Origin of the sequence: Achromobacter sp. 2789STDY5608615, from assembly GCF_001298995.1 — a bacterium.
Lineage (GTDB): Bacteria > Pseudomonadota > Gammaproteobacteria > Burkholderiales > Burkholderiaceae_B > Achromobacter > Achromobacter insuavis.
This window is the reverse complement of sequence record NZ_CYTY01000009.1, coordinates 34439-50245: the sequence shown is the minus strand read 5'-3', so window position 1 is coordinate 50245 and position 15807 is coordinate 34439. Positions and strand designations below refer to the sequence as shown.

The window sequence follows — 15807 nt, the reverse complement described above, 5'->3', positions numbered from 1 at the left end:
GCCTGCGGCGCCTCAATCCGCCGCGCGCGCCAGTTCCGGGGCGCGCGGCGCCTCGCCCAGGCGTTCGGCCAGCAGCGCCAGGAAGGCCCGCGTCAGCGGCGGCAGGTGGGCGCCGCGCAAGGTCACGACCTGGATGCTGCGCTGGCGCATTTCAGGATTGCTGAACGGCACCGCCACCAGGCCGGCGCTGTCGAGCAGGCCGATCACCGTCAGGTAGCCCGTCAACGCCACGATCTGGCTGCCCGGCAGCATCGGCAGAAAGGCCGCCGAATGGTTGGACACATAGGCCGGCTCGATGTGCACGCCGGCATTGGCGCAGGCCGTGTCGAACAGGTCGCGCACCGTCGTGCCCGGATCCCCCAGCGACAGCGGCGCCTGCGCCAGGTCGCGCACGCCGACGCTGCGGCGCGCGGCCAGCGGATGATGCCGGCACATGATGGCGTAGACCGGCGCGCGGCACAGCAGCTCGGTCTTGAGGCGCTCGTCGGGCGCCACCGTGTAGCGCAGCGCCAGCTGCGACAGGCCCTCCAGGATCAGACGGTTGACCTCCTCCGGCCGCTCCACCAGCAGATGAAAGCGCGCCTCCGGATGCAGGCGCTTGAAATCGGCCATGCACTGCGGCAGGAAGCGATGCGCGAAACCCTCGGTACAGGCCAGCCGCACGGTCACGTCGCCCAGCGCGCTGCGCTGGCGGATGCCGGTGGCGATGCGCTCGGCCTCCAGCGCGGCGGCGCTGGCGTAGGCGGCCAACTGGCGCCCGGCCTCGCTCAGCGCCATGCCGCGCGCCTGGCGCTCGAACAGCGCGACGCCCAGCTCGTCCTCCAGCTTGGCGATCTGGCGGCTGACCGCCGACGCCGCCACGTGCTGCGCGGCCGCCGCGCCGGCGACCGAGCCGCAGCGCGCGACCTCCAGGAAATACCTCAAACCGAGCGAAATCACGACACTCTCCCCAGGGTCATGCCGAGCGCCTCGGAACGACCGCGCAAACCATTGCCAAAATAGCAACGATCAAATGCGAATTATCTAATTGTGGCATGTGAACAAGCGTAATAACTTTGTGCCTTCTTCGCCTCCGAGACCGCTGTGATCCGCGAACAAGCCATTCTTCACGCCACCAACGCCTACGACGACGGCACCCTGCAGGCCGAGCTGGCCCGCCGCGTGGCCTACCCGACCGAGAGCGAGGAGCCGGGCCAGGCGCCCAGCCAGCACGCCTATCTGAACGACGAACTGGCGCCGCAACTGCGGGCGCCGGGCTTCACCTGTCACGTGCATCCGAACCCGACGGGCGTGGACCTGCCGATCCTGGTGGCGCGGCGCATCGAGGACGCCTCGCTGCCGACGGTGCTGCTGTACGGCCACGGCGACGTGGTGCGCGGCAACGCGGCCAAATGGGACGCCGGCCGCGATCCCTGGCGCCTGCGGGTCGAGGGCGACCGCTGGTACGGCCGCGGCACCGCCGACAACAAGGGTCAGCACACCATCAACCTGGCGGCGCTGCGCGAAGTCCTGCGGGCGCGCGACGGCAGGCTGGGATTCAACGCCACCTGGCTGATCGAGACCGGCGAGGAAGCCGGCTCGCCGGGCCTGGCGGCGTTCTGCCAGGCGCAGCGCGAGAGCCTGGCCGCCGACGTCTTCATCGCCAGCGACGGCCCGCGCCTGGCAGCCGCCCGCCCCACCCTGTTCATGGGCTCGCGCGGCGCGGTCAATTTCGAACTGTCGCTGCGCGCCCGCGACCGCGGCTATCACTCGGGCAACTGGGGCGGCCTGCTGGCCAACCCCGCCATCATCCTGTCGCACGCCATCGCCACGCTGGTGGACGCGCGCGGCCGCATCCAGGTGCCGGGCCTGCGCCCGCCGCCCATCCCGGCCCCGGTGGCCGCCGCGCTGGCCGACCTGGAGGTCGGCGGCGGTCCCGACGATCCCGCGATCGACAGCGACTGGGGCGAACCGGGGCTGTCGCCCGCGGAACAGGTGTTCGGCTGGAACAGCCTGGACGTGCTGACCTTCGGCGCCGGCGATCCGGCCAAGCCGGTCAACGCCATTCCGCCGGCCGCCTCGGCCTGGTGTCAGCTGCGCTTCGTGGTCGGCACCGACTGGAAGGCGCTGGAACGCCACGTGCGCGCCCACCTCGATGAGGCCGGCTTCGGCGACGTGCAGGTGCGCGTCGGCATGCAGGCCGGCGCCACCCGGCTGTCGCCCGACAACCCGTGGGTGCGCTGGGCCGCCGCCTCGATCGAGCGCAGCACGGGGCTGCGGCCGGCCCTGCTGCCCAACCTGGGCGGCTCGCTGCCCAACGACATCTTCGCCGACCTGCTCGGCCTGCCCACGCTGTGGGTGCCGCATTCCTACCCCGCCTGCGCCCAGCACGCGCCCAACGAGCATCTGCTGGGCAGCGTGGCGCGCGAGGGCCTGGCCATCATGGCCGGCCTGTTCTGCGACCTGGGCGACCAGGGCGCCGCGCTGCGCCTGGCCGCCCGCAACACCGTTACCATTGCCCAACCCTGACCGGACCCGACCATGATCGCCAGAATCCGCGCCGCCGCGCTGGCCTGCTTTTCGGCCCTTGCCCTGCAAGCCACCGTGGGCGCGCCCGCCGCCCATGCCGCCTACCCCGAACAGGCCATCAAGCTGGTGGTGCCGTTCACGCCCGGCGGCGCCACCGACGCCGTGGCCCGCCTGCTGGCCAACCGGCTGTCGGGCAAGCTGGGCCAGGCCGTGATCGTCGAGAACCGGCCCGGCGCCTCGACCGTCATCGGCGCCAACGCCGTGGCGCAGGCCCAGCCCGACGGCTACACGCTGATGCTGTCGGGCAGCACCACCTACACCGTGCTGCCGGCGCTCAAGCGCGACCTGCCCTACGATCCGCGCGGCAGCTTCGAGCACATCGCCATCGTGGCGCTGGCGCCGGTGGTGTTGCTGGTGCAGAACAGCCTGCCAGCCGAGACCGCGCAGCAGGCGGCCGACCTGGCCCGCCGCCAGACCGCCAGCGGCGGCCTGATGTACGGCACCTTCGGCCCGGGATCGGCGCCGCACCTGGTGGGCGAAATGTTCGCCGAGGCCGCCGGCGCCAAGATGACGCCGGTGCCCTACAAGGGCAGCGCGCAGTTCATCACCGCCCTGATCGGCGGCGAGATCGCGCTGGGCGTGGACACGGTGTCGTCGGCCGCGCCGCAGGTCAAGGCCGGCAAGGTGCGCGCGCTGGCCGTCACCGGCGAACACCGCGTGCCGCAATTGCCGGACGTGCCGACCTTCATCGAAAGCGGCCTGCCGGGCGTGTCGATGGTGGGCTGGTACGGGCTGGTGGCGCCGGCCCGCACGCCGCAACCGGTGCTGGCCACGCTGAACCGCGCGGTGGCCGAAATCATGGCCGATCCACAGGTGCAACGCGCCGTCACGGATCTGGCGCTGGAACCGGTCTACCTGGACGGCGCGGCCTTCACGGCGCGCATGCAGCAGGAATTGCAGACCTTCGGCGAAGTGGGCCGGCGCGCCGAGATCAAGCTGGATTGAGGCCGGCGGGGGCGGCGGATCGCATGCAGCCACCCCACGCCATCAGGGCGAAGGCTGCAGGCGCCATCCTCGCGCGCGCTGCTGCCTGTGCCACATCGAGGCATAGACGCCGTCCCGCGCCAGCAACTCGGCATGCGTTCCGGATTCGCACAGGCGCCCGCCATCGAGCACCAGGATCTGGTCGGCATGCTGGATCGCATTGAGGCGATGGGCGATGACCACCACGGTGCGTCCGCGCGCCAGGTCGCCGATAGCGCGCCGGATCTCGGCCTGGGCCGACGGATCCACGCTCGCGGTCGCCTCGTCCAGCAGCAGGATCGGCGCGTCCTTGAGCAGCGCCCGGGCGATGGACAGCCGCTGGCGCTCGCCGCCAGACAGCGACTCCGCATTCTCGGACAACCGCGTGTCGTAGCCTTGCGGCAAGGCCATGATGAAGTCATGCGCGTAGGCGCGGCGCGCCGCGGCCTCGATCTCGGCCTGGGTCGCGTCGGGCCTGCCGATCAGCAGGTTGTCGCGCACCGAGCCGGAAAACAGCACGACCTCCTGGAACACGATCGCCACGCGCTCGTGCAGCGCCCGCGTGCCCAGTTGCCGCACATCCACGCCCCCCAGCCGGATGCTGCCTGCCGTCACATCCCACAGCCGCGCCAGCAGGTGCGCCAGCGTGGTCTTGCCGGCCCCGCTGCGGCCGACAATCGCGGTCAGGCCATTGGCCGGAATGCGGCACGACACGCCGGCCAGGACCGGCTCGCCGCCGTCATAGGCAAAGCTCACGTCGCGCAACTCGAAATCCTGGCCTTGCGGCAGGGATGGGCATGCCGGTTCGGGCAGCGGCGGCTGCCGCAGGATATCCTCGATGCGCTGCATGGCGCGTTGCGCGAAGCGCAGCAACAAGGTGGACAGGCCGACCTCGAACAGCTGGCGGTACAGCGGCAGCGCCACTACCAGGAACAGCAACAATTGCCGCGGCCCGTAGGACGCATCGGCCAGGCGTGCCGCGCCCGCCAGCGCCACGGCCACGAACCCCGCTTCCAGCACGAAGCCGAACAACGCCAGCCAGGGCGCCGGCCGCGATTCCACCGCGGTCACCGCGGCCAGCTGCTCGTCCAGGATGCCGCGCAGCCGGCGCCAGGCCTGCCCGTGGCGACCGAAGCCGCGCCATACCGGAACACCGGCCACATACTCGGCCAGCGCAGCCTGTGCCGTCTCGTTGGCGGCGAACATCCGTTCGCCGGGCCGTCGCGCCACGCGCTGCGTCCAGGCCATCGCCAGCGCGGCCAGCGGCATCACCGCCGCCACCCATAGCGCCATCGGTCCGTCCAGCCAGGCCAGGAACAACAGCAGAAAGCACGGCATCGCCAGTCCCGCCACGAAAACGCCCAGGAAGTGCGACCAGATCGACTCGACCATGTCCAGATCCGAGGTCAGCCGCGCGGCCAAATCGCCATCGCGCTGACGCGCGAACCAACCCATCGGCAGGCGCCGCAGATGGTCCGCGAGCCGCAGCCGCGCTTCGCCCATCATGGCGTAGGCGCCGGCGAAGATCAGCGGCATGGCGCGCTGGCCGGCCGCGATGCGCAGCCAGACCAGCGCGGCCAGCCCCGCGGTCGCCGCCAGGATGAAGCCTGGCGAAGCCTGGCCCGCGAATCCGCGCCGCAGCAGAAGGTACAGCGCGCCGTAGAACGCGGCGCTCAACGCCCCTTCCGCCACCGCCCAGGCGACGCCCCGCGCCAGGCGCGCGTCGCGCCGTCCCGCCAACCTGAATCCGGCCTGCGCCAACGCTCGGATCATGCCTGTTCTCCCTGCGCGCCCAGGCGCCAGTCGAGCGCGTCCTCGTGGTCGCGCCATAGTTCACGATAGGCGGCGCAACCCGCCAGCAGGCACTCATGCGTGCCCTGCCCCACCACCCGCCCCCGCGCCATCACGACAATGTGGTCCGCCTGCATGACCGTGTGCAGCCGGTGCGCGATCATCAGCACGGTGCGGCCGCGACACAGCCGGGACAGCGCGTCCTGCACCAGGTCTTCGTTCTCGGCATCGATGCTGGAAGTGGCTTCGTCCAGCAACAGGACCGGCGCGTCCTTGAGCAGCGCCCGGGCGATCGACAGCCGCTGGCGCTCGCCGCCAGACAGCCGCGCGCCGCGTTCGCCGATGACGGTCTGGTAACCGTGCGGCAACGCCATGATGAAATCGTGGGCGCTGGCCGCGCGCGCGGCGCTTTCGAGCTGCCCGGCGCTGGCGTCGGCCCGCGCCAGCCGCAGGTTGTCGGCGATGGTGCCATGGAACAGGAACACGTCCTGGAACACCACGCTGACCTGCGCCAGCAACGCATCCAGCGGCCAGTCCCGCACGTCTCGTCCGCCCACCCGCACCTGGCCCGCGCTGGCGTCATACAGGCGCGGCAACAGCCGCGCGAGCGTGCTCTTGCCCGACCCGCTCGCCCCCACCAGCGCGGTCAGGCGACCGGCGCCGGCCCGAAACGACACGCCGTCCAGCGCCAGCCGGTCGCCATAGCGATGGCTGACGCTGTCGTATTCGATCGACAGCGCGCCCGCCGGCGCGGTGGCGCCCGGCGTCTGTGCCAGCGCCGGCTCGGCCAGCACGGCATTGATGTGGGCCAGCGCCTGCGCTCGCTGCGACTGCCCGCCCAGGACGAACGTCAGGCGCAACAGCGGTTGCAGCACGGCGGGCGCCAGCAGCAGGAACAGGAAGAGCGTCGGGATGTCCAGCGCGCCCCGCGCGTGCAGCCAGACCCCCAGCGGCGCCACCAGCAGCAGATTCGAGGACAGCAGCCCCACGTACACCAGCCAACCCCGGGCGCTGGCGCGCGCATACTGCGCCACCCAGTCCGCGGAACCGTGGATGGCGGCCGCCAGCCGGCTGAAGGAACGCGCCTCGAGTCCGAACGACTTCACCACCTGCACGCCGCGCACATACTCGCCGACCTGGTCGGCGATCTCGCGCTGCAACGCGCTCCAGCGGCCCGCGCCGCTGGCGGCGCGGCGCATCAGCACCGCCTGGGCCGCCAGCGCCGCCGGCAAAGGCGCCACCGCCGCCAGGGCCAGGCGCCAATCGACCGCGAACAGCACGGCGAGCGCCGCCAGCGGCACCACGGCCGCCGCCACCGCGTCCGGCAGCATGTGCGCCAGGAAGCCCTCCAGTCCGTTGACATCGTCCGTCAGCACGCGCCGCAACCCGCCACGGCCACGCGCGGCAAAGAAAGACAGCGGCACCTGGCCGAGCTTGCGGGCCAGCGCCAGGCGCAGGCGGTGCTGGATGCTGAAGGCGCCGCGATGCGCCAGGACGTGGCTGGCCGCCATGGCGGCCCAGCGCAGCGCCAGCGCCGCGAGTGTCCAGCCGGCCAGCATGCGGACGGACGCCAGGTCGGGCGCCGGACCGCACCATTCCACCGCCATCCGGTAGATGAGCCAGAACGGCGCCACGCTCAGCGCCGCCGACACGATCGCCGTCGCCACCGACAGGCCCAGCAGTCCGGGCGAATGCCGCACCAGGCTGGCGAAACGATGGCCGCCCGCGTCCATCGCGGGATCGGAGGCATCGGCGTCCGGGATGGCGACGCCCTGCGGCGCCTTGGGCGCGCTCATCGGACGGCTCCCTCGAGCCGGCGCAGGCCCAGCGCGATCAACAGCAGGGCCACCAACGCCGCCGCCCACGCCAGCCCGAACGCGTAGCGGTAGCCCAGCGCCTGGCCGAGCCCGCCGATGACGGCCGCCGCGGCGGCGTTGGACAGGCTTTCACAACATTGCATGACGGTGTAGTCCGTGCCCGGCCGGCGCGGCGAAGCCCAGTTCATGAACAGCGCCCAGACCGTCACGTACATGGCGCCTTCGGCCAGCGATTGCACCGCGAAGGCCGCGAAGATCACGCGGACATCACTGACCTGCGCCGCCTGCAGGCCCCACGCCGTGCCCAGCAGCAGCGTCGCACCCGCCAGCGACGCCAGCACGGCGCCGCGGTCGCCCAGCCAGCGAATCAGCGGAATGCCGATCACCACGCCGCCCACGGCGCTGGCCACCAGGTTGCTGACCTGCAGGCCGCCCGCCTGCGCCACCGACATGCCATGATCGATGAGCCAGGGTTGCAGCAAGGTCGCCACGGCCGTGCCGGCGCACTTGAACAGGATGGCGATCAGCAGCGCCCAGCCCAGGTCGCGGTGTTCACGCAGGTCTCGCAGGCGCACTCGCCCTTCAGGGCCGGGCGCCGGGTCGCCTTCGGCGGCCGTCGCCGGCGGTTGGCGCCAGCGCCGGCCGAGCAGCAGCGGCAGGTAGAGCAGCAGCATCAGGCCGGCCAGGCCCTGCATGGCCACGGCCCAGCCCCAATGCTGATACACGACCAGCAGGCCGCCGCCGCCCGCCAGCATGCCGCCGATGAACGCCGACACCTGGATCGCGTTGGCGGCGCCCGCCGTGCGGCCGCGCATGCGGGCCACGGCATAGGCATTGGTCACGATGTCCTGCGTGGCGCAGACCAGATTCAACGCCACCGCGCCCGCCACGCACAGATAGAGCTCGGTGGACGGCGGGAAATTCGCCAGCAGCAGGCACAGCACGATGGCCAGCCATTGCGTCGCGCCGACCACATAGGCATGGCTGCGTCGCGCGCACCAGTTCTCGATCGGCCCGGCCCACAGGAATTTCAGCGCCCAGGGCAGGAACGCCAGGCCCGTCAGGCTCACGTCGGACACGCTGTGGCCGCCGTCGCGGATCAGCACGCCCAGGGCATTGAAGGCCAGGCCGCTCGGCAGGCCCTGCGCGAAATACATCAGGCCCAGGGCCACGAACTGGCTGCGCCGGTCCGAAGAACGTTGCGTCGCCATGCTAGAAATCCAGGCCCACGCGCACGCCCACCACCCGGCCCGTGCCCGCCACCACCAGGTCGTTGAGCGCGCGGGTGTAGTAGACGCGGTCCGTCAAATTCTTGCCGTAGACGCCGACCGTCCAATGGCGGTCGACGCGGTAAGTCAGTTGCGCATCCAGCAAGGTGTAGGCGTCGTTCTTGGCCGTGGCGGTGGGATAGAGATAGGACGAGCCCTGATGCCGCACCGCCAGGCCCGCCTCCCAGCCCGGCGCGAAGCGCCACGCCGCCGTCACGCCATAGCTCTGGCGCGGCGTGTTGGGAAACTGCTGGCCGGCATAGTCCACGCCGCCCTTGTGGTAATCGTCATAGACCGCCTTGACCAGGCCGACGAAGGCGCTCAGGTCCACGCTGCGCACGGGCCGCCAGGTGCCGGTCAGTTCCATGCCCACGTTGTGCGATCGGCCCGCGTTGCTGGTCAGGCTTTGGCCGCCGCTGCCGATGGTCACGACCTGCTGGTCGCGCAGCTTGGTGTAGAAGCCGACGGCGCTTACATTCCAGCTCTCGTCGAGTCCCTGCAGGCGGTAGCCCAGTTCGGCGTAGTTGCCATACTCGGGCTGGTAGGCCTGCGCGGCGGAAGCGCTGTCGGTCGCGTACTGGTTGAAGCCCGAGGCCTTGTAGCCGCGCGCCAGGGTGGCCCAGGCGAACTGCAGGACATCGGGGCGGTATTCGAGCGTCAGGCGCGGCAGCAGCACGGTGTCGTGCGTCTTGCCGCGCAGCGTTTCCACGGCGCTGTAGGGTCCGGCGCTTTGCGTGCTGCGCCAGTCCATGCGGCGCTCGTCGCGTTCGACGCGCAGCGCCCCCGCGATGCGCCAGCGCGGGTCGAAACGCCAGCCCAGTTCGCCGAAGATCGCCGCCGTCGCCCCCTTGATGCGGGCCGACGTCACACTGCTGAAGACATTGGGCATCGCGAAGGTATACGGCGAATCGCGGCGGATCTTCGAACCATACAGGCCGGCCATCCAGTCCAGGCCGGTCTCGCCGCTGGGCAGATGCGACAGGCGGGCCTCGGCGCTGTACTGCTCGACAGAGGAATTGAAGCCGCTGGATGCCCCCAGCACCGACTCGGGCATCCAGTAATCCCAATCCATCCGGCTGCCGCCGAGGTTGACGGCGAGCCGGTTGCCATTGGCCAGCTCACGGTCATACGAGCCCGTGACCAGGGTGTAGGACAGGTCATTCTGGCCCGCTTCGCTATTGCCGGAATGGTGCTTGTCCGCGAGTTGGCGCGTGGTGAAGAAGTCGTTGCCGCCCCGCGTTTTCACGCCGTGCACGCCCAACCGCCATTCACCGCCCGCATCGTCCACGTGCAGGAACTTGACGCGGCCGAAGCGGCTGCGCCAGCCGCCGGTGTCGTCACGGTCCAGGACGTCGTTCTTGACGTAGCCATCGGCGTTTTCGGCGCCGCCCGCGATACGGATGGCGGTGCGGTCGGACAGGGGGATATCCATGGCCGCCGTCTCGCGCCGGCGGTTGCCGGTGGCGTACTCGAGCTGGGCGTTGCCGCCGAACGCGAAGCCCGGATCGCGGGTGCGCACGGCCACCAGCCCGCCCATGCTGTTCTGGCCGTACAGGGTGCTTTGCGGTCCTCGCAGCACCTCGATCTGCTCGACATCGAACAACTGGCCCAACGTCATGACGGTCATGGGCACGCCGTCGATCAGCACGCTGGTGCTGACGCTGTCGGATTCATCGTCCGAGAAGCCCAACCCGCGGATGGTGAGGCTGGGCGTGTTTTGCGTGAAGCTGGTGAAGTAGACGTTGGGCGAACGCAACGCCACGTCGAACAGGCCGTCCAGGCCATCGCGTTCAACGGCAAGTCCGTCAATCACGGTGACGCTGGCGGGCGTGACTTGCTCGGCCGCGCCTTGCTTGGTGGCGGTGACCACCACCGGCGCCAGCCGGACGGCATCCGCGGCCGCTTCGCCATTGGCCGCGTTGGCCGCGGGTGGCGCCGCGCGCAGGGAAAGGGGCGCGGCCAGCGCCAGGGACAGGCCAACGGCCAGGGCAGTTCGGGTAGGCATGGACATGAAAATCGCACAGGGGTGAGAAGGAATCGGCCATACAATATCGATTCTCATTAACAATTACTGCCCGAATCGGCAGTATTCCTGCCCGGATCGGGAGCATTTGCAATGGACCTGCCGTTGATCGACCTTGCCCGGCACCTGCCCGACGACCCCAACCCGCCGCCCGAACTGTGGCCGTCGGCGCCCCAGCCCAATGCGGTGCACCAGACCGGCACCGGACTGACGGCGTTCGCCAGCCACAGCCGCTACGAGCAGCCGGTCGATTGCCTGATCTGCGATTCCGACCAGCGCCTGCTGCTGTCGATTTGGCCCAAGGGCGGCATGGACGTGGCCGTGGATGGCCGCCAGCAGCGGCTGCAGAGCCGTCAACTGCTGTGCGGCACGCTGGGCGGCGGCCCCTGGCACACGCAGATGCATGGCGACATGCCGCATGTCGGGCTGCTGGTATCCCCTGCCCTGCTGCGCCAGATCGCCGGCGAAGACGGCGATGCCCTGGCCGCCGACCTGGAACGCGGCCTTGGCCTGTGGCTGACCCCGAGCGATCCGCGGCTGCTGCAGGCGGCCCAGGAACTGGACAGCGCCTTGATGGGCGGCGCCAGTTCGCCGTTGCTGCGCGAGGCCCGCAGCCTGGAGTTCCTGATCCAGGTGCTGCGCGTGCGCGGCGCCGCCCGCGCCGAGGGCGTCGCGGCGCGGCCGGCCGCCGTGCGCCGCGCGGACCATGAACGCCTGCACCAGGCCCGCAGCCTGTTGCTGGCCGACCTGGCGCAGCCGCCCTCCATCGCCGATCTGGCGCGCCAATGCGGCATGAACACCTTCAAGCTCAAGCAGGCCTTCAAACAGTACTTCGGCCTGCCGGTGCATACGCTCTACCAGCGCGAACGCATGCGCGCGGCCTGGGACCTCATCGCAACGGGCGGGCTCAGTGTGTCGCAGGCGGGACTGAAGCTCGGCTACACCAACATGAGCCACTTCTCCAGCGCGTTCAAGCGGGTCCACGACGTCCTGCCGAACCAGGTCAAGCGCGGCGGATAGGCGATCGTGGTCGGCGCGGTCCCCGACCCGCCGCCCGGCTCGCGGTCCTACATCGTCCTACTCTGGCCCCATTTCGACTAGAATCAGAACCATTCTCAATAAAAGACACCGGTCCGCGGCCGGGTCGAAAAATAACGAGGCGCGTTCTGAAACCCACGTTCCGTTTGTCCATGGCCTGGCTCCACACCTGGGTCGGCCTGTGGTTTTCCTGGCTGCTGTTCGCCGTCTTCCTGACGGGCGCCCTGGCGGTATTCGCCGAACCCATCACCCATTGGATGACGCCCGAGCACCACGCGGCCGAGGCCGAGGCGGCGGCGCGCGAGCCCGTCAAGGTGGATCGCGCGCGCCGGCTCGACCTGGCGGTGCAGTACATGGCGCAGCATCACCCCGGCGCCGGCATGTGGGAGATCTGGCCGGTCGACCGCTTTCACGACAACGGCCTGGTGGCGTACTGGTTCGATCGCGACGGCCAATACGCCGACGCCGAACTGGATCCCGAGACGGGCCAGGAACTGCCAGAGGAAGCGCATCACGCGCAAGGCCGCGCCACGTTCGGCGGCAACCATTTCGTCGACTTCCACTACAACCTGCATGCCCAGCCGCTGGGCGTGTGGATCGTGGCCTTCGCGGCCATGGCGATGCTGGTGGCGATGGTGTCGGGCGTGGTGACGCACAAGCGCATCTTCAAGGACTTCTTCACCTTCCGCGCAAAGAAAGGCCAGCGCTCGTGGCTGGACGCGCACAACGCCACGGCGGTGCTGACCCTGCCGTTCCAGTTCATGATCGCCTACACCGGCATCGTGATCTCGGCCCTGACGCTGATGCCCGCGCCGATCGCCGCGGCCTATGGCAGCGGCGCCGAGGCCGCCCGCCAGTATCTTGCCGAACTCTCCCGCGAAGACCGGCCGACGCCGACCGGCGCCGCGCTGGCCGTGCCGGCGCTGGAGCCCCTGGTGGCCCGCGCCGAACAATTGATCGGGCAGACCGCGCGCGCCATCGTCATCAACAATCCGGAAGACGGCTCGATGCGCATCGCGGTCTATGGCTGGAACGAGACGGCGGACCAGCAGGTCCACATCAGCAGCACCAGCGGCATGGCCGAATTCTCCGGCGCCAGCGGCGAACTGCTGCGCCTGCGCGCGCCCGGCGGCGTCGAAGGCGGCGCCGCGCCGCTGACGCGCCAGGTGATGGCCGACCTGCACATGGTCAAGTTCGGCGGGCTGGCCATGAAATGGCTGTATTTCCTGTGCGGCCTGGCCGGCGCCGCCATGATGGGCACCGGCGCGGTGCTGTTCATGGTCAAGCGCCGCAACAAGATGGGCCACGAATTCGGCGCCGCCACCGCGCGCGTCTACCGCCTGATCGAGGGCCTGAACGTGGCCGCGCTGGCCGGCCTGGCGATCGCCTGCGTCGGCTATCTGTGGGCCAACCGACTGCTGCCGGTGGCGCTGCCGCAGCGCGCCGGCTGGGAGCTGCGCGCTTTCTTCATCATCTGGGCGCTGACGCTGGCCCACGCCTGGCTGTGCACGCCGCGGCGTGCATGGATCGGGCAATTGGCCGCGCTGTCGGCGCTGTGCCTGCTGCTGCCGCTGCTGTCGCTGGCGACGATCGGCGACCATCCGCTGGCGCAGATCGCGCGCGGCGACTGGGAAAGCGCCGGCGTCGAACTGACGGCCGTGGCCACCGGCCTGGCGGCCGGCTGGGCCGCGCTACGATTGCGGAAGAAGCCGCTGTCGGCGCCGCCGCCGCGCAACGCCCGACCGCCCCAGGAAGCCACGGCATGAATCTGAACGACGCATACGGCATCGCCATGGCGCTGCTGCTGACCTATTCGGGCATGGCCTGCCTGAGCCTGGCGATGCCGCGCCACTACGACCAGGTCTGGGGCCGCGATCCCTCCGCCAACCACACCCGCGTGCTGCGCGCCGCCGGCATCCTGCTGTTGCTGCTGGCGCTGCTGCCCTGCGTCGGCCTGTGGGGCAACACCGTGGGCGTGGTGGCCTGGCTGGGCTGGCTGTCGGCCGGCGCGCTGCTGTGGGTCGGCATGCTGTCGTGGTCGCCGCGCCCGGCGATGCGCACCGCCGCGCTCGCGGTGGTGATCTCGATCGCCGGGGTCGGCTTCGGCTTCTAGGGCCGCATTGCGCCCGCCCCGGCCCGGCCGGGGCCGTTTGACCGGCATCAAGCCGGCCTGACAAACGCCTCGGCGGCCCGGTTTTTGACACCATAGGTGGTGGTAGAGTTTTCCTACCCCACAACATATGGTGTCAGCGATGCAACTCCAACACATCCTCAAGCGCGACGGCCGGGTCGTCGCATTCGACCGCGACAAGATCGCGGCGGCACTCGCCGCCGCCGGCCGCAGCACCGGAGAACTGGACGCCGACGTCGCGCAGGGACTGGCCAGCGCGGTGATCGCGGCGCTGGCCGCCGAGGGCAACGTCTGCCCCGGCGTGGAGACCATCCAGAACCAGGTCGAGGAAACGCTGGTCAAGGCCGGCTACTGGCGCACCGCCCGCGCCTACATCGTCTACCGCGAGCAGCACGCCCGCCTGCGCGCGCTGCGCCACACCCTGGTGGACGTGGAAAGCGCCATGGAGGAATACCTGGAACAGCGCGACTGGCGCGTCAACGCCAACGCCAACCAGGGCTACAGCCTGGGCGGCCTGATCCTGAACGTGGCCGGCAAGGTCACCGCCAACTACTGGCTGTCCAACGTCTTCACGCCCGAGGCCGGCCAGGCCCACCGCGACGGCGACATCCACATCCACGACCTCGACATGCTCAGCGGCTATTGCGCCGGCTGGTCGCTGCGCCAGCTGCTGACCGAGGGCTTCAACGGCATCCCCGGCAAGATCGAGGCCACGCCGCCGCGCCACATGTCGGCGGCCATCGGCCAGATCGTCAACTTCCTGGGCACGCTGCAGAACGAATGGGCCGGCGCGCAGGCCTTCAGCTCGTTCGACACCTACATGGCGCCCTTCATCCGCCGCGACGCGATGACCTACGCCGAGGTCAAGCAGTGCATGCAGGAGCTGATCTACAACCTCAACGTGCCGAGCCGCTGGGGCACGCAGACGCCGTTCACCAACCTGACCTTCGACTGGACCTGCCCGGCCGACCTGAAGGAGCAGATCCCCTACGTCGGCGGCGAGGAAATGCCGTTCGCCTATGGCGACCTGCAGGCCGAGATGGACATGATCAACCGCGCCTACATCGAGGTGATGATGGCCGGCGACGCCAAGGGGCGCGTGTTCACCTTCCCGATTCCCACCTACAACATCACGCCCGACTTCGACTGGGACCACCCCAACACCGAGCGCCTGTTCGAGATGACCGCGCGCTACGGCCTGCCGTACTTCCAGAACTTCCTCAATTCCGACCTGGAGCCGCACATGGTGCGCTCCATGTGCTGCCGCCTGCAGCTGGACCTGCGCGAGCTGCTCAAGCGCGGCAACGGCCTGTTCGGCTCGGCCGAGCAGACCGGTTCGGTGGGCGTGGTGACGGTCAACTGCGCGCGGCTGGGCCATACCTGCCGCGGCGACGAGGCCGCGCTGATGGCGCGCCTGGACCTGCTGCTGGGCCTGGGCCGCGACGTGCTGGAGACCAAGCGCAAGGTGGTGCAGCGCTACATCGACCAGGGCCTGTATCCGTACACCCGGCGCTACCTCGGCACGCTGCGCAACCACTTCAGCACGCTGGGCGTGAACGGCATCAACGAGATGATCCGCAACTTCAGCGACGGCGCCGACGACGTCACCACGCCGGCCGGCCACGCGCTGGCGGTGCGGCTGCTGGACCGGGTGCGGGCGCGCATGACCGAGTTCCAGGAGGAGACCGGCCACCTCTACAACCTGGAGGCCACGCCGGCCGAAGGCACCACCTACCGCTTCGCCCGCGAGGACCGCAAGCGCTATCCCGGCATCCTGCAAGCCGGCACCGAGGCCCAGCCCTACTACACCAACTCCAGCCAGCTGCCGGTGGGCCACACCGACGATCCGTTCGAGGCGCTGGCCCTGCAGGAAGCGCTGCAGGGCAAGTACACCGGCGGCACCGTGCTGCACCTGTACATGAACGAGGCCGTGTCGTCGGCCAGCGCCTGCAAGGAACTGGTGCGGCGCGCGCTGTCGAATTTCCGGCTGCCGTACATCACAGTCACGCCGACGTTCTCGATCTGCCCGAACCACGGCTATCTGGCCGGGCACCACGAGTTCTGCCCCAAGTGCGACGCCGAACTGCTGGCGAAGCAGGCTTCGTGCTGCGCGCCGGCCTGACCGCGCCGGCCATCGAGTTTTTCCCCGGGCGATCCCCGCCCGGCCCTTTCCCCAGGAGCCATCATGCAAACCGTGATCACCCCGCA

11 protein-coding genes are annotated in these 15807 nt (G+C 70.2%); 6 read left to right on the top strand and 5 right to left on the bottom strand.

Annotated features, from left to right (window positions below; genetic code table 11):
- Window positions 1-12: 12 nt before the first annotated feature.
- Window positions 13-939 (bottom strand): LysR family transcriptional regulator, encoded by a 927-nt coding sequence (locus AOZ49_RS09950; protein WP_054475032.1) that lies wholly within the window; start codon window positions 937-939, stop codon window positions 13-15.
- A 144-nt stretch (window positions 940-1083) separates the two neighbouring features.
- Between AOZ49_RS09950 and AOZ49_RS09945 the strand changes: the two genes are divergently transcribed.
- Both AOZ49_RS09945 and AOZ49_RS09940 read left to right on the top strand, forming a co-directional pair.
- A complete protein-coding gene (locus AOZ49_RS09945; RefSeq protein WP_054475030.1) occupies window positions 1084-2508 on the top strand; it encodes a M20 family metallopeptidase in 1425 nt (474 codons plus the stop codon).
- A gap of 12 nt (window positions 2509-2520) precedes the next feature.
- The gene (locus AOZ49_RS09940; protein WP_054475027.1) at window positions 2521-3513 is read left to right on the top strand and encodes a Bug family tripartite tricarboxylate transporter substrate binding protein; all 993 of its coding nucleotides are present in this window, start codon (window positions 2521-2523) and stop codon (window positions 3511-3513) included.
- Between the two features lie 42 nt (window positions 3514-3555).
- On the opposite strand, the gene AOZ49_RS09935 is transcribed toward AOZ49_RS09940, so the two are convergent.
- Genes AOZ49_RS09935 through AOZ49_RS09920 form a run of 4 tightly spaced genes read right to left on the bottom strand, consistent with a single transcriptional unit; the run spans window position 3556 to window position 10412 of the window.
- Window positions 3556-5304, bottom strand: coding sequence for an ABC transporter ATP-binding protein (locus AOZ49_RS09935; RefSeq protein WP_054475025.1), 1749 nt, complete (start codon window positions 5302-5304; stop codon window positions 3556-3558).
- Complete coding sequence (locus AOZ49_RS09930) at window positions 5301-7118, bottom strand: ABC transporter ATP-binding protein (RefSeq protein ID WP_231690291.1); 1818 nt, start codon at window positions 7116-7118, stop codon at window positions 5301-5303. Before AOZ49_RS09930 ends, AOZ49_RS09935 begins: the two co-directional genes overlap by 4 nt.
- Window positions 7115-8350 carry an MFS transporter gene (locus tag AOZ49_RS09925; RefSeq protein ID WP_054475023.1) on the bottom strand — a complete coding sequence of 412 codons (1236 nt, stop codon included), beginning with the start codon at window positions 8348-8350 and terminating at the stop codon, window positions 7115-7117. The genes AOZ49_RS09930 and AOZ49_RS09925 overlap by 4 nt, the downstream gene beginning before the upstream one ends.
- A gap of 1 nt (window position 8351) precedes the next feature.
- Window positions 8352-10412 carry a TonB-dependent receptor gene (locus AOZ49_RS09920; RefSeq protein WP_197286715.1) on the bottom strand — a complete coding sequence of 687 codons (2061 nt, stop codon included), beginning with the start codon at window positions 10410-10412 and terminating at the stop codon, window positions 8352-8354.
- Window positions 10413-10523: 111 nt separating this feature from the next.
- Between AOZ49_RS09920 and AOZ49_RS09915 the strand changes: the two genes are divergently transcribed.
- The 4 genes from AOZ49_RS09915 (at window position 10524) to AOZ49_RS09900 (ending at window position 15721) form a co-directional block, all read left to right on the top strand.
- Window positions 10524-11450 (top strand): helix-turn-helix domain-containing protein, encoded by a 927-nt coding sequence (locus AOZ49_RS09915; protein WP_054475016.1) that lies wholly within the window; start codon window positions 10524-10526, stop codon window positions 11448-11450.
- Between the two features lie 170 nt (window positions 11451-11620).
- A complete protein-coding gene (locus AOZ49_RS09910) occupies window positions 11621-13234 on the top strand; it encodes a PepSY-associated TM helix domain-containing protein (protein WP_082380382.1) in 1614 nt (537 codons plus the stop codon).
- Complete coding sequence (locus tag AOZ49_RS09905) at window positions 13231-13581, top strand: DUF3325 domain-containing protein (protein ID WP_054430615.1); 351 nt, start codon at window positions 13231-13233, stop codon at window positions 13579-13581. Before AOZ49_RS09910 ends, AOZ49_RS09905 begins: the two co-directional genes overlap by 4 nt.
- A gap of 139 nt (window positions 13582-13720) precedes the next feature.
- Window positions 13721-15721 carry a ribonucleoside triphosphate reductase gene (locus AOZ49_RS09900; protein ID WP_054475014.1) on the top strand — a complete coding sequence of 667 codons (2001 nt, stop codon included), beginning with the start codon at window positions 13721-13723 and terminating at the stop codon, window positions 15719-15721.
- The last annotated feature ends 86 nt before the right edge of the window (window positions 15722-15807 follow it).

Bases quoted from the DNA above. Each gene is read 5' to 3' on its own strand.
- AOZ49_RS09920 (WP_197286715.1), bottom strand. From the start codon at position 10,412: ATGCCTACCCGAACTGCCCTGGCCGTTGGCCTGTCCCTGGCGCTGGCC.
- AOZ49_RS09910 (WP_082380382.1), top strand. From the start codon at position 11,621: ATGGCCTGGCTCCACACCTGGGTCGGCCTGTGGTTTTCCTGGCTGCTG.
- AOZ49_RS09905 (WP_054430615.1), top strand. From the start codon at position 13,231: ATGAATCTGAACGACGCATACGGCATCGCCATGGCGCTGCTGCTGACC.
- AOZ49_RS09935 (WP_054475025.1), bottom strand. From the start codon at position 5,304: ATGATCCGAGCGTTGGCGCAGGCCGGATTCAGGTTGGCGGGACGGCGC.
- AOZ49_RS09900 (WP_054475014.1), top strand. From the start codon at position 13,721: ATGCAACTCCAACACATCCTCAAGCGCGACGGCCGGGTCGTCGCATTC.
- AOZ49_RS09915 (WP_054475016.1), top strand. From the start codon at position 10,524: ATGGACCTGCCGTTGATCGACCTTGCCCGGCACCTGCCCGACGACCCC.
- AOZ49_RS09930 (WP_231690291.1), bottom strand. From the start codon at position 7,118: ATGAGCGCGCCCAAGGCGCCGCAGGGCGTCGCCATCCCGGACGCCGAT.
- AOZ49_RS09940 (WP_054475027.1), top strand. From the start codon at position 2,521: ATGATCGCCAGAATCCGCGCCGCCGCGCTGGCCTGCTTTTCGGCCCTT.
- AOZ49_RS09925 (WP_054475023.1), bottom strand. From the start codon at position 8,350: ATGGCGACGCAACGTTCTTCGGACCGGCGCAGCCAGTTCGTGGCCCTG.